Genomic DNA, 17737 nt, shown 5'->3' on the forward strand with positions numbered 1-17737 from the left:
TAATAAAGGCGCACAGCAGGGGTCTAGGTTGCGTTGTGCGCGGGCTGGAAAGCTCCGGCTTCGGCAGCTTCCTCGGCGCGGATCACATGGACCACGGCGTTGATCAGCGCCAGGTGTGTGAACGCCTGCGGGAAATTACCCAGATGGCGACCGGTGTGCGCGTCGATCTCCTCCGCGTACAGCTTGAGCGGGCTCGCGAACCCGAGCAGACGCTCGCAGAGATGCTTTGCCCGATCCAGTTCGCCGATCTCGACGAGGGCGGACACCAACCAGAAGGAACAGATGGTGAACGTTCCTTCTTCACCGCTCAATCCGTCGTCGGTGGTGTCGACGCGATAGCGCAGGACCAACCCCTCTTCGGTGAGCTCGTCGGCGATCGCCAGCACCGTCGCCCGGATGCGCGGATCGTCGGCCGGCAGGAAGCGCAGCAGCGGTGCCAACAAGAGCGACGCGTCGAGTGAATCGTGGCCGTACCGCTGTGTCAGAACTCCGCGCGAGTCGACACCGTGCGCGAGGATGTCGGCCTTGATCTCGTCCGCGATGGCCGTCCATTGCTGTGCAAAGCTCTTCTCGCCCTGCATCTCTGCCAGCTTGGCGCCGCGATCGAGAGCGACCCAGCACATGATCTTCGACGACGTGAAGTGCTGCGGTTCACCGCGCACCTCCCAGATCCCGCGGTCGGGCTGGCGCCAATGCTTGATCGCTTCCTCGACCTGCTTCTTGAGCAGCGGCCACAACGCCTCGGGGACGCGCTCGCGGGTACGGATGTGGAGGTACACCGAGTCGAGCATGGTGCCCCAGATGTCGTGCTGCTGTTGATCGAACGCCCCGTTGCCGATACGCACCGGACGGGCGCCGTCGTAGCCGGACAGATGGTTGAGTTCGGATTCCTCGAGCGTGCGCTCGCCGCCGATGCCGTACATCACCTGCAAGGGATGCGGCTGACCGTTGTCCGAACTCGACACGTCGTAGATGAAGTTGAAGAAGTCGTTGGCCTCACGGTCCAACCCCAGCGTGTAGAGGCCCCACAGTGCGAAGGTGGAGTCGCGAACCCACGCGTAGCGGTAGTCCCAGTTGCGTTCTCCGCCTGGTGTTTCCGGTAGCGAGGTCGTCGAAGCCGCAAGCAGGGCTCCGGTCGGTGCGTAGGTGAGCCCCTTGAGTGTGAGCGCACTGCGCTGCAGGTATCCGCGCCACGGGTGATCGGGGAACTTGCCGATCGTCACCCACTCACGCCAGGACTTGGACGTCTGCCACATCTTGTCGGCGGCCTCGTCGAACGTCTGCGGCGCGGGAAGATCCGACCACGAGAGCGCGACGTACACGTTGTCGCCTTCGACCAGTCGCGTCCGGGCCCGTGCCTCACGACCTTCCAGACCCAGTCGGAGATCGGTGGTCAAGCGCAGAGTGGGATGGTCGCCGGGCTTGGCGGAGCGACACGTTGCCGTTGCTTCCTCGTAGACCTTTCCGGTGTACTCCCAATTCGCCGTGCCACGGTGATAGTCGAACGCCGGCTCACAGCTCATCTCGAGTTCGACGGTGCCGCTGACGCATTTGACCGTACGGAGAAGAGTGTGTTCGGCATCCCAGTCGGTCGGTGTGCGCTTGTGCGTGTTCGATCGCTTGTCGACGTTGTGCCAGGGACCGAGAACCAGGGCGTCACGGACGACGAGCCAGCCGGTCTCGGTCTGCCAGGTCGTTTCGAGAATGAGTCCACCCGGCAGATAGCGCCGAGCGGCCGGCACGTTCTGGCCGTAGGGGCCGATACGGAAATGGCCTGCGCTGCGGTCGAGGATGGCACCGAACACGCTGGGGGAGTCCGGGCGGGGAACGCACATCCACTCGACAGATCCGTTACGGGCAATCAGGCACGAGGTTTCGCAATCGGAAAGAAACGCATAGTCGTCGATCGGGGGAAAGTTGCTTCGATGGTGACCCGTGGAGGCGGGAGGAATCGTCTGCACCACTTCGTCGTCAGCACTCATTCGGCCATCATCCGGCCAGAATCGGCACACGTCCAATCCACACGCTGTCGGGACCGTATCGTCCGAAGGATAGGGTGTTGGCGTGGATCGGATAGCGGATTGGTGGGACAGCTTCGAGCTGTGGATGGCGGGGCTCCCGTTCATCCCGCAGGTCGCGTTGGTCCTGATCGTCGTCGTTCCGCTGTGCCGCCTGGTGGCCATCGGTCTGGATCGCGTGTTGGCCGCCGTTCTCGCTCTGCCGCTCTTCGGCTGGTTGCGTAGGAATTCTCGAGAAGTAGAGGAAAGCTGATGCCCCGCTCACGGGTCACTCTCGCCCTGATAGCCCTGATTCTCCTCGTGATCGTCGCGTGGCTTCTCACCCGTTAGTTCTCCCGATTAGAGCGGGCGCCGGTGCTCTGCTAAAGTCCACCGCGTGTCCGAAGCAACAGCTCCCGTAATCCGCCACCAGTTGGCGTTGATTGCTGTCGGCATGCTCGACGTCGCTGACGTCGCCTGTTGTTGATTTCCTGAGTTCGACCTCTCCGGTGGTGCTGCGCACCCCACTCGAACTTCTCTGCGCGTAACTCGCGCCCCCGATTCAGGGCTCATCGCCCGTCGGCTCTCCATGTCTGAACATCCCGATGGAATCAGCCCCAGAGGTCTCGGACTTGTCGTTTGACCAACCCTCGTTTGTCAGTCCTTTCAGGAAGGTATCTGCAATGAAACGCCGTTCCCGCACACTTCTCACTGCTATCGCGACCATGGGGGCCGTGGTACTCACAGCGTGCAGTGGTGGCTCGAGCGACACCGTGGGTGGTGACAGCGCCGCCAGCGACGGTAGCGCCGGCACGATCAACCTGTTCGCCTACGCCGTGCCGAAGCCTGGCTTCGACAAGCTCACCGCAGCCTTCCAGGCGACCGACGAGGGCAAGAACGTCAACTTCAATCCTTCCTACGGCGCCTCGGGCGACCAGTCGCGCAAGGTGAAGGACGGTGCCGAGGCAGACTTCGTCAACTTCTCCGTCGAGCCCGACATCACCCGCCTGGTCGATGCCGGTCTGGTCGATCAGAACTGGAACCAGGACGCCTACAACGGAATTCCGTTCGGATCGGTAGTCACCATCGTGACGCGTCCGGGGAACCCGAAGGGCATCAAGGACTGGGACGACCTGCTTCAGCCCGGCCTCGAGGTCGTCACGCCGAACCCGTTCAGCTCCGGCTCGGCCAAGTGGAACCTCTTGGCGCCGTACGCCGCCAAGAGCGACGGTGGCAAAAACCCGCAGGCGGGGCTCGACTACGTCACCGCCTTGGTCAACGATCACGTCAAGATCCAGCCCAAGTCGGGACGCGAGGCTTCGGAAGCCTTCCTGCAGGGTAGCGGTGACGTTCTGATCAGTTACGAGAACGAGGCACTGTTCATCGAAGGCAACGGCGACCCGGTCGAGCACGTCACCCCGCCCACGACCTTCAAGATCGAGAACCCCGTTGCCGTGATCTCGAACAGCAAGGTCCTCGACAAGGCGACCGCGTTCAAGGACTACCTGTACACGACCGAGGGTCAGACGCTCTGGGCCGAAGCAGGATTCCGTCCCGTTGATCCCGCCGTCGCTGCCAAGTTCACCGACAAGTTCCCCGAGCCGACCAAGCTGTGGACCATTGCAGACCTCGGCGGCTGGAAGGCCGTGGACAGTGCTCTGTTCACCAAGGACACCGGTTCGATCGCAGTGATCTACGACAACGCGACCAAGTAAGACTGACGTGACTGACACTATTGACCCCACCCCCGTGGCTCGTCGGCGAAAACTCGCGCGGGTCACGGGGAGTGTGGGGCCGCTCGGAATCGGAGTGGCCACCCTGTGGCTCTCCGTCATCGTTCTGCTTCCGCTCGCCGCGTTGACCGCCACCGCGTTCGACGAGGGGATCTCCGGATTCTGGGACGCCGTCACCGCACCCGTCGCCTTGGCGTCGTTGCGCGTGACGTTGTTGGTCTCGGTGATCGTGGCATTGATCAACGTCGTGATGGGCACGATCATCGCGTGGGTGCTGGTCCGGGACGACTTCCCGGGCAAGCGCATCGTCAACTCGATGATCGATCTGCCGTTCGCGCTACCGACCATCGTGGCATCGATCGTGCTGCTGTCCCTCTACGGCCCGCAGTCACCGATCGACATCCATCTCAATGCAACTCAGCCCGGACTGATCGTGGCATTGGCCTTCGTGACCTTGCCGTTCGTCGTCCGTTCCGTGCAGCCGGTGCTGATGGAGGTCGACCGCGAAGTCGAGGAGGCCGCTGCGTCGTTGGGAGCTTCCAACTGGACGATCTTTCGCTCGGTTGTTCTCCCGACGTTGGCGCCTGCCGTCATCTCCGGTGCGGGCCTCGCGTTCGCCAGAGCGATCGGTGAATACGGCTCGGTCGTTCTGATCGGCGGCAACATCCCACGCGTGACACAGATGACGTCGCAGTACATTCAGCAGCAGATCGAGATCGATCGTCCGACCAACGCCGCTGCCGTCTCGGTAGCGTTGCTGGCCATCGCATTCGTGACGCTGTTCGTCCTGCGAATCTTCGCCTCGCGGGGACAGCGACGTGAGGAGAGTTCCCGATGAACGTGTCCAGAGGATCGAAGATCGGTCTGCGGACCATCGCTCTCGTCTACCTGTTCGTGTTGCTGGTCGTGCCGATCGGTGTGATCCTGACGCGAACGTTCGAGAACGGAATCGGCCCGTTTCTCGAATCGATCACGACACCGGCAGCGATTTCCGCGCTGAATCTTTCGCTGATCATCGTGGCGATCGTGGTTCCGATCAACGTGGTGTTCGGTGTCGTCACGGCTCTGGCACTCGTGCGTGGTCGGTTCCCGGGCCGCGGAGTTCTGCAGTCGGTGGTCGACCTGCCCTTCGCGGTCTCGCCCGTCGTCGTCGGTGTGTCGTTGATTCTCCTGTGGGGTGCCAACGGTTGGTTCGGCGGCATCGAATCGTTGGGGTTCAAAGTCATCTTCGGGTTGCCAGGCATGGTGATCGCGACGATTTTCGTGACGCTGCCCTTCGTCGTCCGGGAAGTCGAACCCGTACTTCACGAGATCGGCGACGAGCAAGAACAAGCAGCCGCGACGCTCGGTGCCTCTGGTTGGCAGACGTTCTGGCGGATCACCTTGCCCGCGATCCGTTGGGGCTTGACATACGGAATCGTGTTGACGGTGGCGCGTTCGCTCGGTGAATTCGGCGCAGTCATCATGGTCTCTTCCGGCTTCCCGGGGGTATCCCAGACACTGACGTTGCTGGTGCACTCGCGATACATCGACGACCACAACACCTTTGGTGCGTATTCGGCGGCAACGCTGCTGATGGGCATCGCCATCATTGTCCTGTTGCTGATGACGCTGCTGGACCGTAAGAGGAGCACCACATGATCACAGTGACCGGGGCCCGCAAGAACTACGGTGATTTCGCGGCGCTCGACGACGTGACGGTCAACATTCCCTCGGGTTCGTTGACGGCATTGCTCGGGCCCAGTGGCTCGGGAAAGTCGACGTTGCTGCGTTCGATCGCAGGGCTCGAAGAACTCGATTCGGGAACCATCACCATCGCAGGCAAGGACGTCACCGGCGTGTCGCCGCAGAAGCGTGACATCGGTTTCGTGTTCCAGCACTACGCGGCGTTCAAGCACATGACCGTGCGCGACAACGTGGCGTTCGGGCTCAAGATCCGCAAGCGCCCGAAGCCGGAGATCGAGAAGAAGGTCAACGAACTACTGGGGATCGTCGGTCTCGACGGCTTTCAGCATCGGTACCCCGCGCAGCTCTCCGGCGGTCAACGTCAGCGCATGGCGTTGGCACGCGCTCTGGCTGTGGATCCGCAGGTGCTCCTGCTCGACGAGCCCTTCGGCGCGCTCGACGCGAAGGTGCGTGCCGACCTGCGCACGTGGTTGCGTCGCCTGCACGACGAGGTGCACGTCACCACCGTCCTGGTCACCCACGACCAGGAAGAGGCTCTCGACGTCGCCGACCGCATCGCGGTGCTGAACAAGGGGCGGATCGAGCAGATCGGTGAACCTGCCGACCTGTACGACCGCCCGTCCAACGACTTCGTGATGTCCTTCCTCGGATCCGTCGCGAAGCTCAACGGGCAGTTGGTCCGTCCGCATGACATCCGTCTCGGCCGCGATCCGAGCATGGCTCTCGCGCAGGAATCCGGAACGGCCGAGTCGCTCGGCGTCACACGCGCAACCGTCGAGCGCGTCGTGTACCTCGGCTTCGAGGTTCGAGTGGACCTGCGCAACGAGGCAACCGGCGAGCTCTTCTCGGCTCAGGTCACGCGCGGTGACAGTGCAGCGCTGCACCTCGAGGCGGGGGAGACGGTGTACGCGCGTGCTACCCGGGTGCCGGATCTGCCGGAGACCCCGGTGTCGACGCCGGTGCAGGAGCCGGTCACGGTGAGCGTGGTCGGCCAGGTATGACCCGCTCGCCCTGTTCGACCTGTTGTACCCCCACTCCTGTTTGAGCGAACGGCACTTTCGGTCTCCTGATGGCGCCGAAAGTGCCGTTCGCTCAGAGGTGGGGGTCGGGCAACAGCGAGACGAGTTCAGCCCTCTCGGCAGACGAGGACCGGGCACTGGGCGTGGTGGATGAGGCTCTGACTGGTCGAACCGACTATCGACGCCATGAACGGGCTGCGGCCGTGGCTACCGACGACTACGAGTTGGGCTTCCGCCGAGTGCTCGAGCAGTGCCTTCATCGGTCCGCTGCGCTGGACACTGCGGGTGACCTCGACATCGGGGTACTTCTCCGTCCAGCCGGCGAGGCACTCGGACAGCAGTGCATGCTCATGCTGTTCGTACGGTCCCCAGTCGACGAAGCGCCTGGCTTCGGAATACCCGCCCAGCGAGGCGTGCTCGTTCCACGTGTGGACCGCAACCAAAGGTGCGCCGAGGAACGCGGCAAATTCGAAGGCATGCGCGACGGCGAGTTCGCTGAGCTTGCTCCCGTCGACGCCGACGACGATGGGCCTGGTGTCGGCCATCGCGTGATCACCCGTACCGCGGAATACGGCCACGGGACAGTGCGCGCGGTTGACCACCCGAATGGTGTCGGATCCGAGAAACACGGACTGCATTTCGCTGGTGCCGGCCTGACCCAGTGCAACGATGCGAGCCGACTTCGAGAGTTCGACGAGTGTGGTTGCGGGAGTACCGGTCACGAGGCCACGTTCGACGGTGACGTCGGTGTGATCATCGCGGATGGCGTCCTCGGCCTCGTCGAGCAGTTTTGCACCCTCGACGCGAAGGTGGTGGTCGAACATCTCTTCGTCGGTGACATTGGTACCGCCACCGGACTCGGGTTGTCCTGGCAGCACGTGGGTCAGGCGAAGTGGTTCGTCGAATCTCTTTGCAGCCGAAGCTGCCCACCTCGCGGCGTTGACCGCGCTTGCCGAGCCGTCGATACCGGCCACGATTCCGTGTCGAACAGATGCACTGGTCATGGAAGTCTCCTCGCGTCGCCTCCTTACCAGTGTGTCCCTGCTCACCCCCGGTTCGCTACAAACCGGTCAGCTCCCGTGGTGCGAGAACGTCGGTGGGCACTGCCGCGCGAGATCGACGCGGGCGCAACGACAACAGAGCGGTGATGAATCCGTTACCGGACAGTGTCAGTTCCACGTTCTTCAACACGGTTCGGCGCATCAACGCGAGCAGGGCCGCGACGCCGGTGACGGCCATCCACATAGGCAGCGGGTACAGCGTCAGGCGTTCACCAAGGCCGAAAGTGAGGGTTCGTCCGAGAAGCAGTACGGCACCGACGATTCCGGTAGCCGCGCACAGCCCTGACCACACTGCGATCCATTTGCTGTGCTTCCAGAATTGAATTGCCATGAGGACGAGAACGGCATGACGTGCGACGAAGCCGGGAAGTACGGCGGTCCAATGAACGAAGGTCCCGTCGTTCGCCGGGAAGAGGCCGGTGGCCGCGGTGCTCAATGCAACGACGACGGCAAGACCGAGAATCCACTTCTTCGCACGACCGTCCGGAATGTACTTGTGCAGCAAGGCCGCACCGAGGATGGTGAGCGCACCGAGGATCATGAAGGCCGCGTTCATCACGTCGTGCATCGGCGAACATGAATCCACGCTGCATGTCGTCACGCCCAGCGAACTGATGGAGTCGCGCGCGAAACTGTACGGCGTCTTCCATGCTCCGGCTGTGAAGATTTCGACAAGCAGGTAGAGCACCGACAGGACCCATGCGATGCCGGCTGTGCCGAGGCGAAGATTGTGAGTGATGGTGTTCCCTCTCGCCGCGCTCTGAGGGGATTGCACCCAAAGATCTGTTTCGCAGGCGAAGGAGGTACCTTCGCGAGCTGGACAGATCCAACACTACGGTAACAATCTGATAACGGCCTGTGAAACCGGATCAGGCGGAGCGGACCAGACGGCCGGGTAGTGCATCAGCGACTTGTCGGTAACGGTCGATCATCGTTTCGATCAGTAGAGAGTGCCCACCGATCGTGTCGGCGAAACGCGCGCGCGGACATGCAGTTGCTGCGGCAGCGCTGAGTCGATCGGTCAGTAGGCCGGGAGCCAAGAACCACGGCGCGACGACAACACGTTCGGCGCCGTCCTGCTCGAGTGCGGAGATCGCCTGGGCAACTGTCGGTTCCGCGGATGTCGCGAAACAGATTCGAACGCCCGACCAGTTGGTTCCGCCGAGGAGAGTGGACGCCAATTCTGCGGTCGCGGCATTGGCGCGCGCATCGGACGAGCCGACTGCCGCAAGAGCGACACCGACCGACGGATCGTCCGGCCGGGCACCCACTTCGAGAATTCGCTCGCGTACTGCCTCGATCAGCCGAGCATCGCGACCCAGTACGTCTGCTTGGAACACGGTCAACTGGGGGTGGCGTGTCGCGGCAGCGGCCAAGAGTCCGGGCAGATCTACCCGGGCGTGGAAGGCATTGCCCAGCAGCATCGGAACAACAACGGCGTGAGTGTGGCCGTCGTGTGCAACTCCGTCCAGGACCTGATCGATGGACGGTGCATTGAGGTCGAGAAACGCCAGCCGGACATCGAGGTCTGGCCGGACTTCACGAAGAGCTGCCACAGCAGCCGCGATCACCCGAGCAGAACGGGGGTCACGGCTGCCGTGCGCAACAGCGATGAGCGGAACCATCGACTTAGACGCGCTCGCCCAATTCGACAGCGGAAATGACGTCGCCCACCAGGCCGGCTGCGAGAGTGTTTCCACCAGCGGGATCGATCAGCAGGAAGCTGCCGGTGTGGCGGTTGACGGCGTAGTCGTCAGCCACGATCGGCTCGGCCACCCGGATGGAGATCTTGCCGATCTCGTTGAGCTCGAGCGTTTCCGGGCCCTGATCCGTGGTGAGGTCCTGCTCGTTGAAGCGTTCCACCAAGCTGCCCACGATGGCCTGCGTCGTTCGCGTGCCGTGCTTGAGCAGCAGACGTGCACCGGGGCGCAGCGACTTCTCGGCCAGCCAGCAGACAGTGGCGTCGAATTCGCCGATCGGCTCGGGTGCGTCGGACGGCGATGCGATGGTGTCGCCGCGAGAGACGTCGACGTCGTCGGCCAGGATCAGCGTGACGCTGCGTCCGGCGTGGGCGACGTCCAGTTCGCCGTCGGCCGTGTCGATACGTGTGACGGTGGTGCGCGTACCCGAGGGCAGGATCACCACTTCGTCGCCGGGCACGACGGAACCGGCAGCGACCTGACCGGCGTAGCCGCGGTAGTCGAGGAACTCTGCGGTGCGGGGGCGGATCACGTACTGCACCGGGAAACGCAGACCGACGCGATGTGGCTCGGCGTCGACCGGAATCGACTCGAGGTGCTCGATCAGCGTGGGGCCGGTGTAGTACGGGGTCTTGTCGGAGCGGATGGCGACGTTGTCACCGTGCAGTGCCGACACCGGGATCTCGACGACGTCTTCGCTTGCCCAGCCAAGTGAGCTGGTGAGTTCGTTGAACTCGGCGGAGATCGAGGTGAAGACCTCTTCGGGGTTCTCGACGAGGTCGATCTTGTTCACGGCGAGAACGAGCTTCGGGACACCGAGCAACGCGAGAACCGCTGCGTGCCTGCGAGTCTGCGCGATGACGCCCTTGCGAGCATCGACCAGCAGGATCACGAGCTGAGCCGTCGAGGCACCGGAGACCGTGTTGCGGGTGTACTGCACGTGGCCCGGTGTATCGGCGAGCACGAAGGTGCGCTTGGGGGTCGCGAAGTAGCGGTACGCCACGTCGATGGTGATGCCCTGCTCACGCTCGGCGCGCAGTCCGTCCACCAGGAGCGAGAGGTCAGGGGTGTCGAGACCGCGGTCCACCGACGCACGGGTCACGGCGTCGATCTGGTCGGCGAGAACGGATTTCGTGTCGTACAACAGGCGGCCCACGAGGGTGGACTTTCCGTCGTCGACACTGCCGGCAGTTGCCAGTCTGAGCAGATCGCTCATCAGAAGTAGCCCTCTCGCTTGCGGTCTTCCATGGCCGCTTCGGAAACTCGGTCGTCGCCACGGGTCGCGCCGCGCTCGGTCAAACGTGATGCCGCAACCTCGGCGAGGATCGCTTCGTTGTCGGCCGCATCGGAGAGAACAGCACCGGTGGTCGAACCGTCGCCGACGGTGCGGTATCGCACCGAAAGGGTCTGCAGCTCTTCGCTGTCAGCCGGCCCACCCCAGACTCCGGGGGTCATCCACATGCCGTCGCGCTGGTACACCGGACGCTGGTGGGCGTAGTAGATGCTGGCGAGTTCGACATTGTCGCGAGCGATGTAACGCCAGATGTCCAGTTCGGTGAAGTTGCTGAGCGGGAAGACGCGCACCTGCTCGCCGGGGGAGTGGCGACCGTTGTAGAGGTTCCACAGCTCCGGGCGCTGCTTCTTGGGATCCCACTGGCCGAAAGCGTTGCGCAGTGAGAAGATCCGCTCCTTGGCACGTGCCCGCTCCTCGTCGCGGCGAGCGCCACCGAAGACGGCGTCGAAGCGATTCTCCGAGATCGCGTCCAGCAACGGCACGGTCTGCAGAGGATTGCGGATACCGTCGGGACGCTCGGTGAGGCGACCGTCCGCGATGTACTCCTCGACGCTGGCCACGTGCAGGCGCAGGTTGTACTTGGCCACCACGTGGTCGCGGAAGTCGAGGACTTCCTGCAGGTTGTGGCCGGTGTCGACATGCAGCAGGGTGAACGGCAACGGCGCAGGCCAGAAGGCCTTGATCGCCAGGTGCAGCAGCACGGTGGAGTCCTTACCGCCCGAGAAGAGAATGACCGGGCGTTCGAATTCGCCGGCCACCTCTCGGAAGATGTGGATCGCTTCGGACTCGAGGGCGTCGAGAGTATCGAACTGTGTGCCGTCGAGCTGAGGCCGCGAAGGTGTCAAGTCAACTGTCATGATGCGTGCAACCCGCATTCTGTCTTGGAGGCACCGGCCCAACGACCGCTACGCGGATCGCTGCCGGGGGCTGGCTTGCTGGTGCAGGGTGCGCAGCCGATGGACGGATATCCCTCGTCGACAAGGGGATTGACGAGGATGGAATTGGTGTCGATGTAGTTCTGCATCTCCTCGTCCGACCAGGGAGCGATCGGGTTGATCTTCACGAGTCCGAAGGCTTCGTCGAAGGAGATCAGGGGAGCGTTGGCGCGGGTGGGCGCTTCGACGCGGCGGATGCCGGTCACCCATGCGCTGTACCCGGACAGTGTCTGCTTGAGCGGCGCGACTTTGCGTAGTGCGCAGCAGCGGTTGGGATCACGGGCGAACAGATCCTTGCCCTCGGCGACATCCTGCTCGGCGACGCTTGCCAGCGCACGAGCGTTGATGACGTTGACGCCGTACACCTGCTCGACCGCGTCACGCGTGCCGATGGTTTCGGGGAAGTGGTAGCCGGTGTCGAGGAAGAGTACGTCGACGCCCGGATGCACCTGTGCGGCAAGGTGAACCAACACCCCGTCCTGCATGTTCGACGCCACGATGTACGAGTCACCGAACGTGTCCTCGGTCCACTGCAACAGTTCCTGCGCGCCGGCTCCGTCGAGTTCTACTGCACCGCGCTCGGCGATGGACCGAAGCTCGTCGGCAGTTGCTCGCGAAATGTCCACTGTCATCGCAAATCTCCTTCGTCTGCGCGCACTGCCCATTCGGCGAACCGTTCACCTTCGTTGCGGTTCTTGACGAACTGACGTACGACGCGGTCGATGTAGTCACCCATCTCGACGCTGGTGACCTTGTGCTGGCGCAGCTTGCGTCCGAAGGCGCTGTCGAATCCGAGGCTGCCTCCCAGGTGAACCTGGAAACCCTCGACTTGATTCCCCTCACCGTCGTCGACGAGCTGGCCCTTGAAGCCGATGTCGGCGATCTGCGAGCGAGCGCAGGAGTTGGGGCAACCGTTGATGTTGATGGTGATCGGCACGTCGAGCTGGCTGTTGATGTCGGCGAGACGCTGTTCGAGTTCGGGCACGAGCACCTGCGAACGCTTGCGGGTCTCGGCGAACGAGAGCTTGCAGAACTCGATGCCGGAGCAGGCCATCAGGTTCTTGCGCCAGTGTGACGGTCGGGCGGGAAGGCCCAGCGCGTCGAGATCGGCGATGAGCGGCTCGAGCGTCTCGTCGGCGACGTCGAGGATGATCAGCTTCTGGTACGGAGTGAAGCGGATCCGGTCGCTGCCGGCCTTCTCCGCGGCGTCGGCGACCTGAGCCAGGATGTCTCCCGAGACGCGGCCGGCGATCGGAGCGAAACCGACTGCGTTGTGGCCGTTGCGGGTCTTCTGGATACCGACGTGATCGATCGGGCGCTTGGGCTTCTCGGGCGCGGGGCCGTCGATGAGCGGACGCTTCAGGTACTCGGTCTCGAGAACCTCGCGGAACTTCTCGATACCCCAGTCCTTGACGAGGAACTTGAGCCTGGCCTTCGCGCGCAGACGGCGGTAGCCGTAGTCACGGAAGATCGAGACGACGCCCTCCCAGACATCGGGGACCTCGTCGAGCGGAATCCAGGCGCCGACGCGCTGCGCCAGCATCGGGTTGGTGGACAGTCCGCCGCCGACCCAGAGGTCGAGGCCCGGGCCGTGCTCGGGGTGGTTCACGCCGATGAAGGCGATGTCGTTGATCTCGTGAACAACATCCTGCTGACCGGAGATAGCGGTCTTGAACTTGCGCGGCAGGTTGGAGTACTTGGGGTCGCCGATGTAGCGGCGCACGATCTCGTCGATCGCCGGGGTGGGATCGAGGACCTCGTCGAGCGATTCGCCGGCCAGGGGAGAACCGAGGACGACGCGAGGGCAGTCACCGCACGCTTCGGTGGTCTTGAGCCCGACGGCTTCGAGGCGCTTCCAGATCTCCGGGACGTTCTCGACTTCGATCCAGTGGAACTGAACGTTCTCACGGTCCGACAGGTCGGCGGTGTTCCGGCCGAATTCCTTCGAGATACCGGCGATGGTGCGCAGCTGCTCGACGTTCAGAGCGCCGGCGTCGCAACGCACGCGCATCATGAAGTACTTGGCCTCGAGCAGGTCGATGTTCTCGTCGCCGGTGAAGGTGCCGTCGTAGCCTTCTTCGCGCTGGGTGTAGAGACCCCACCAGCGGAAGCGGCCGCGAAGGTCGCCCTTGTCGATGCTGTCGAAGCCCTGCTTGGAGTAGATGTTCTCGATGCGGGCCCGAACGTTGAGCGGGTTGTCGTCCTTCTTGGCCTGCTCGTTGGCGTTGAGAGGCTCGCGGTAACCGAGGGCCCACTGACCTTCGGCGCGACGCTTGGCGGGACGCGCAGCGCGTGCAGGCCGGGCTTCGGCAGGTGCTGCCGAATCGGCGGGTGTGGCGGCGTCGGTGGTCGACGTCATCGATGAACTCCTGGATCTGGGCGGTTGATCGGCACGCGGCACGCACTATCGATGAACTGTGGCGGTGTCTGATCGGGACGCACCGGTCCGTGTCGGAAAGCGAGGGGGCTGTCCTCGGTCTCGGAAAGCTCGCGGCCGGCAGGTGTGCTCACGAAAACGAACAGCTGGAGAAGCTGTATCTCTGAAAACGAAGTGTCTCTGCAGAGAGTTGTTTCGGTGAAGCAGATGGAGATGAGCGGGAAAGGCTGGAAGATCAGTGAAAGATCAACAGCTACACAGGTGCAGACACGACGAGCTGCACACACGCTTGAAGTCGACATGGCGACGCGCCACAAGTCGCACTCCGAGTCCGGTCATGCGGACCATTGTGCCACGTCAACTCGATAATTCCGACTCGGGGACATATTTCCACGAAAAACGGGGGAAATATCGAGTTCAAGCCACGTGCCGACCTGCACCGCAGGCTGAATAGGTGTGTGTTCCGGATGCTGGGACACTGGAGTCGTGAATGCCACCAGCACGACTCCCACTCGACAGAGCGAGGCGACACCCTTCGCCTTGCCCGCGCGATCGCTCGAGGGTGTCGGGAAACGGCCGTTCGGGATCTACATCCACGTCCCGTTCTGTGCCACCAGGTGTGGGTACTGCGATTTCAACACCTACACGGCCGGTGAACTCGGAACCTCGGCGTCGCCGCAGTCGTGGTTGGAAGGTCTGCGGCGCGAACTCGATCTCGCAGCCGAGATGACGGGCGCCCCGGCGGCGGAGACGGTGTTCGTTGGTGGCGGAACACCGTCGCTGCTCGGCGGCGACGGTCTGTCCGATGTGCTGTCGGCGGTGCGCAGCAGTTTCGGCTTGGCATCGGGCGCCGAGGTGACCACGGAATCGAACCCCGAATCGACCTCGCCGGAATTCTTCGGTGCTCTGCGCAACGCCGGATTCACCCGGATCTCCCTCGGCATGCAGTCGGCCGCCCAGCACGTTCTGAAGATCCTCGACCGCACGCATACTCCCGGCCGCGCCGTCGCGGCCGCGAAAGAGGCTCGCGCAGCTGGTTTTTCGCACGTGAATTTGGATTTGATCTACGGAACGCCGGGGGAGCGCGACCAGGATCTCGACGCCTCGCTCGACGCGGTTCTCTCCGCCGACGTCGACCATGTCTCGGCCTACGCGCTGATCGTCGAGGACGGCACCGCGATGGCTCGAAAAGTCAGGCGCGGCGAGTTGCCGGCCCCGGACGACGACGTGCTGGCCTCACGATACGAACGGATCGATTCACGTCTCGCCGAAGCAGGCTTGCAGTGGTACGAGGTGTCCAACTGGGCAAAAGCGGAAACCGCGGACTCCGGTGACACCCGTTGCCGTCACAACCTCGGCTACTGGGACGGCGGTGACTGGTGGGGCGCCGGTCCGGGTGCGCACAGTCACGTCGGCGGAGTGCGGTGGTGGAACGTCAAGCACCCGGCGCGGTACGCGGAACAGTTGGCGCTCGGCGAACTTCCCGTCGGCGGCAGCGAAGAACTGACCGCCGAGGACGAACACATGGAGCGCGTCATGCTGACCGCACGGTTGCGTACGGGACTTCCGTTGTCGGAACTGTCTGCATCCGAACGCCTTTCGGCCGAACAGGTGGTAGTCGACGGGTTGGCCGTGATCGAGAACGATCACGTGGTTCTCACCGACCGTGGTCGCCTGCTCGCCGATGCGGTGATTCGCACGATCCTGACCTGACGCGCCACTATCCTTCGCCGCGTAATGTGGCCGTGGTGGCCATCATTCATCGTGCGCAGCTGAATCCGTCCAAGAACGACCTGCTCCGAGCATGGGTGCCCAAGCAGCCGTGGCTCGGGTCGGTCGACTGTTCGACGCTCGAACGCGTCGACGCCTATCGTTTCGACGACCCGGACGGTGAGGTCGGAATCGAGACGCACCTGATGCGCTCTGCCGACGGTCGAATTCTTCAGGTCCCGCTCACTTATCGAGGTGCTCCGCTGGCCGGGGCGGACGCCGCACTGATCGCAACCATGGATCATTCGGTGCTGGGCGAGCGGTGGGTGTACGACGCATGCTGTGATCCGGTTTACGTCAGCGCGGTGGCGACCGCGATTCTGACCGGTGGGGCCGGAGTCGAACTGGTCTTCGCGGACACCGCCGATCACATCCCCGTGACGGCTCACGTAGTAGGCAGCGGTACGGCCGGCGCTTCCGTACCGGACGTCGAATCCGTGACCTGCTCGACAGTCGGCACCGACACGATCATCAGCGCGGGAGATCAGGAATTGACCGTGGTGAGAGTGATCGACGCAGATCGAGTGTCAGGCTCGGCGACGCTCATCGGAACCTGGCCGGGGCAGCCGAATCCCGCACTGCTCGCGTTCGTCGGTTGAGTCTCGGCGCCTGAGTCGCGTGAGCGTCAGCGGACGCCCTCGATGACACCGGGCATCGCATCGAAGTCGAAGACACGCGCGTGCAGCACGACGCGGTTTCGCAGGGCCGAACGAACCGCTCGGTGCAAGCCGTCCTCGAGGTAGAGAGTGCCGCGCCACTGCACTGCGTGCGGGAACAGATCGCCGTAGAAGGTCGAGTCCTCCGACAGCAGGCGATCGAGTTCGAGGACCTTCGTGGTGGTCACGATCTCGTCGAGTCGAACCTGACGTGGAGGGAACTTCGACCAGTCGCGTAGAGACAGTCCGTGATCGGGATACGGTTTGCCGTCCATCACGCCTTTGAAGATCATGTGCCGCCTTGTCCATGGTTGTGCGATCGACCTTTCGCCGATCTCACTCCACAGTAAGGGCAACAGCCGTCTCTGGCGCTCGGGCGATTAGACTGCCAGTGGAAACCGATGTGTAAATGTCGGTGTTCGTTCTTTTCAGGAAACGGAGGTGGCAACGATGTCGAGTACCGACGACAGGCGTTTCGAGGTCTTACGTGCAATCGTGGCCGATTACGTCTCCACCCAGGACCCGGTGGGATCCAAGGCACTGGTCGAGCGTCACAACCTCGGAGTGTCGAGCGCCACTGTGCGCAACGACATGGCATTCCTCGAGGCCGAGGGCTACATCGCCCAACCGCACACCAGTTCCGGCCGCGTCCCCACCGACAAGGGATACCGCGAATTCGTCGATCGCATCGCCGACGTCAAGCCCATGTCCGGGCCCGAGCGTCGAGCGATCCTCGAGTTCTTGGAGTCGGGTGTCGATCTCGACGACGTTCTGCGTCGTGGTGTGCGACTGCTCGCGCAACTGACCCGTCAGGTCGCGGTTGTCCAGTACCCGTCGCTGTCCGCGTCGTCGGTTCGCCACCTCGAGGTGGTCGCTTTGACGCCGGCGCGCCTGCTTCTCGTTCTCATCACCGATTCCGGCCGCGTCGATCAGCGAATCGTCGAACTCGGAGACGTCCTCGAAGACGAAGACCTTTCCCGGTTGCGCACGCTTCTCGGCGGAGCACTGGAAGGCAAGCGCCTGGCCGCCGCGTCGATTGCCGTGGCCGAACTGGCCGACGAGTCTCCGGCCGACCTTCGCGACGCCGTGATCCGCTCGGCAACGGTGCTGGTCGAGACCCTGGTCGAACATCCGGAAGATCGCCTCGTTCTGGGCGGAACCTCGAATCTCACGCGCAACGCCGCCGATTTCTCCGGTCTGGCCGGCTTCCCCGGTTCGCTGCGCGCAGTGCTCGAAGCACTGGAAGAGCAGGTAGTGGTCCTCAAACTGCTCGCTGCGACGCAGAACTCCGGCACGGTCACCGTTCAGATCGGTGAAGAGACGCAGGTCGAACAGATGCGCGGAACCTCCGTGATTTCGACTGGCTACGGCGCGGCCGGTACCGTTTTCGGTGGTGTCGGTGTGCTCGGACCCACTCGGATGGACTATCCGGGAACAATTGCATCGGTTGCCGCCGTTGCCAGATACATCGGCGAAGTTCTCTCCGAGCGATGACGGACGTCGACATTC

The 17737-nt window shown here is 63.4% G+C and carries 18 protein-coding genes; 9 read left to right on the forward strand and 9 right to left on the reverse strand.

Annotation, left to right across the window (positions count from 1 at the left end):
* Positions 1–23: 23 nt before the first annotated feature.
* Positions 24–1982 (reverse strand): glycoside hydrolase family 15 protein, encoded by a 1959-nt coding sequence (locus ASU23_RS31335; RefSeq protein WP_003944557.1) that lies wholly within the window; start codon positions 1980–1982, stop codon positions 24–26.
* Positions 1983–2064: 82 nt separating this feature from the next.
* On the opposite strand from ASU23_RS31335, the gene ASU23_RS31340 reads away from it, so the two are divergent.
* The 6 genes from ASU23_RS31340 (at position 2065) to ASU23_RS31360 (ending at position 6417) form a co-directional block, all read left to right on the forward strand.
* Positions 2065–2271, forward strand: coding sequence for a hypothetical protein (locus tag ASU23_RS31340; RefSeq protein WP_007731042.1), 207 nt, complete (start codon positions 2065–2067; stop codon positions 2269–2271).
* A gap of 123 nt (positions 2272–2394) precedes the next feature.
* Positions 2395–2484: an Ms4533A family Cys-rich leader peptide gene (locus tag ASU23_RS35380; protein WP_309599318.1), complete on the forward strand. Its 90-nt coding sequence runs from the start codon at positions 2395–2397 to the stop codon at positions 2482–2484.
* A 196-nt stretch (positions 2485–2680) separates the two neighbouring features.
* Positions 2681–3712: a sulfate ABC transporter substrate-binding protein gene (locus ASU23_RS31345; protein ID WP_003944569.1), complete on the forward strand. Its 1032-nt coding sequence runs from the start codon at positions 2681–2683 to the stop codon at positions 3710–3712.
* 7 nt (positions 3713–3719) lie between these two features.
* Entirely contained in the window at positions 3720–4568 is an 849-nt protein-coding gene (gene cysT, locus ASU23_RS31350; protein WP_030536617.1) for a sulfate ABC transporter permease subunit CysT, read from the forward strand.
* Complete coding sequence (gene cysW / locus ASU23_RS31355; RefSeq protein WP_003944503.1) at positions 4565–5371, forward strand: sulfate ABC transporter permease subunit CysW; 807 nt, start codon at positions 4565–4567, stop codon at positions 5369–5371. Before cysT ends, cysW begins: the two co-directional genes overlap by 4 nt.
* A complete protein-coding gene (locus ASU23_RS31360) occupies positions 5368–6417 on the forward strand; it encodes a sulfate/molybdate ABC transporter ATP-binding protein (protein ID WP_007731046.1) in 1050 nt (349 codons plus the stop codon). Before cysW ends, ASU23_RS31360 begins: the two co-directional genes overlap by 4 nt.
* 125 nt (positions 6418–6542) lie before the next feature.
* Here ASU23_RS31360 and ASU23_RS31365 read toward each other — a convergent pair whose 3' ends face one another.
* From ASU23_RS31365 to ASU23_RS31395, 7 genes are all read right to left on the reverse strand, one after another.
* Complete coding sequence (locus tag ASU23_RS31365) at positions 6543–7439, reverse strand: universal stress protein (protein ID WP_003944544.1); 897 nt, start codon at positions 7437–7439, stop codon at positions 6543–6545.
* Between the two features lie 55 nt (positions 7440–7494).
* Positions 7495–8271, reverse strand: a complete 777-nt coding sequence (locus ASU23_RS31370) for a DUF998 domain-containing protein (RefSeq protein WP_030536614.1) — start codon at positions 8269–8271, stop codon at positions 7495–7497.
* 94 nt (positions 8272–8365) lie between these two features.
* Positions 8366–9121, reverse strand: a complete 756-nt coding sequence (locus ASU23_RS31375) for a sirohydrochlorin chelatase (RefSeq protein WP_058039405.1) — start codon at positions 9119–9121, stop codon at positions 8366–8368.
* A gap of 4 nt (positions 9122–9125) precedes the next feature.
* The gene (locus ASU23_RS31380) at positions 9126–10412 is read right to left on the reverse strand and encodes a sulfate adenylyltransferase subunit 1 (RefSeq protein WP_058039406.1); all 1287 of its coding nucleotides are present in this window, start codon (positions 10410–10412) and stop codon (positions 9126–9128) included.
* Complete coding sequence (gene cysD, locus ASU23_RS31385; RefSeq protein WP_058039499.1) at positions 10412–11347, reverse strand: sulfate adenylyltransferase subunit CysD; 936 nt, start codon at positions 11345–11347, stop codon at positions 10412–10414. Before cysD ends, ASU23_RS31380 begins: the two co-directional genes overlap by 1 nt.
* Entirely contained in the window at positions 11344–12057 is a 714-nt protein-coding gene (locus ASU23_RS31390) for a phosphoadenylyl-sulfate reductase (RefSeq protein WP_003944488.1), read from the reverse strand. The genes cysD and ASU23_RS31390 overlap by 4 nt, the downstream gene beginning before the upstream one ends.
* The gene (locus ASU23_RS31395) at positions 12054–13784 is read right to left on the reverse strand and encodes a nitrite/sulfite reductase (protein ID WP_058039407.1); all 1731 of its coding nucleotides are present in this window, start codon (positions 13782–13784) and stop codon (positions 12054–12056) included. Before ASU23_RS31395 ends, ASU23_RS31390 begins: the two co-directional genes overlap by 4 nt.
* 504 nt (positions 13785–14288) lie before the next feature.
* Here ASU23_RS31395 and hemW point away from each other — a divergent pair.
* Positions 14289–15515 (forward strand): radical SAM family heme chaperone HemW, encoded by a 1227-nt coding sequence (hemW, locus tag ASU23_RS31405; RefSeq protein WP_058039409.1) that lies wholly within the window; start codon positions 14289–14291, stop codon positions 15513–15515.
* A 35-nt stretch (positions 15516–15550) separates the two neighbouring features.
* The gene (locus ASU23_RS31410) at positions 15551–16171 is read left to right on the forward strand and encodes a hypothetical protein (protein ID WP_058039500.1); all 621 of its coding nucleotides are present in this window, start codon (positions 15551–15553) and stop codon (positions 16169–16171) included.
* A 26-nt stretch (positions 16172–16197) separates the two neighbouring features.
* Here the strand turns inward: ASU23_RS31410 and ASU23_RS31415 are convergent, their stop codons facing one another.
* The gene (locus ASU23_RS31415; RefSeq protein WP_003944521.1) at positions 16198–16521 is read right to left on the reverse strand and encodes a type II toxin-antitoxin system VapB family antitoxin; all 324 of its coding nucleotides are present in this window, start codon (positions 16519–16521) and stop codon (positions 16198–16200) included.
* A 157-nt stretch (positions 16522–16678) separates the two neighbouring features.
* On the opposite strand from ASU23_RS31415, the gene hrcA reads away from it, so the two are divergent.
* Positions 16679–17722 (forward strand): heat-inducible transcriptional repressor HrcA, encoded by a 1044-nt coding sequence (hrcA, locus tag ASU23_RS31420; protein ID WP_003944583.1) that lies wholly within the window; start codon positions 16679–16681, stop codon positions 17720–17722.
* Positions 17723–17737 lie beyond the last annotated feature (15 nt).

Source organism: Rhodococcus sp. KB6 (assembly GCF_001445685.1).
GTDB classification, from domain to species: Bacteria; Actinomycetota; Actinomycetes; order Mycobacteriales; family Mycobacteriaceae; genus Rhodococcus_F; species Rhodococcus_F qingshengii.

Excerpts from the sequence above, each read along its gene's own strand:
- cysD (WP_058039499.1), bottom strand. The coding sequence starts at position 11,347 with ATGACAGTTGACTTGACACCTTCGCGGCCTCAGCTCGACGGCACACAG.
- ASU23_RS31345 (WP_003944569.1), top strand. The coding sequence starts at position 2,681 with ATGAAACGCCGTTCCCGCACACTTCTCACTGCTATCGCGACCATGGGG.
- cysW (WP_003944503.1), top strand. The coding sequence starts at position 4,565 with ATGAACGTGTCCAGAGGATCGAAGATCGGTCTGCGGACCATCGCTCTC.
- ASU23_RS31375 (WP_058039405.1), bottom strand. The coding sequence starts at position 9,121 with ATGGTTCCGCTCATCGCTGTTGCGCACGGCAGCCGTGACCCCCGTTCT.
- ASU23_RS31390 (WP_003944488.1), bottom strand. The coding sequence starts at position 12,057 with ATGACAGTGGACATTTCGCGAGCAACTGCCGACGAGCTTCGGTCCATC.
- ASU23_RS31395 (WP_058039407.1), bottom strand. The coding sequence starts at position 13,784 with ATGACGTCGACCACCGACGCCGCCACACCCGCCGATTCGGCAGCACCT.
- ASU23_RS31335 (WP_003944557.1), bottom strand. The coding sequence starts at position 1,982 with ATGAGTGCTGACGACGAAGTGGTGCAGACGATTCCTCCCGCCTCCACG.
- ASU23_RS31380 (WP_058039406.1), bottom strand. The coding sequence starts at position 10,412 with ATGAGCGATCTGCTCAGACTGGCAACTGCCGGCAGTGTCGACGACGGA.
- ASU23_RS31415 (WP_003944521.1), bottom strand. The coding sequence starts at position 16,521 with ATGATCTTCAAAGGCGTGATGGACGGCAAACCGTATCCCGATCACGGA.
- hrcA (WP_003944583.1), top strand. The coding sequence starts at position 16,679 with ATGTCGAGTACCGACGACAGGCGTTTCGAGGTCTTACGTGCAATCGTG.
- ASU23_RS31365 (WP_003944544.1), bottom strand. The coding sequence starts at position 7,439 with ATGACCAGTGCATCTGTTCGACACGGAATCGTGGCCGGTATCGACGGC.
- ASU23_RS31360 (WP_007731046.1), top strand. The coding sequence starts at position 5,368 with ATGATCACAGTGACCGGGGCCCGCAAGAACTACGGTGATTTCGCGGCG.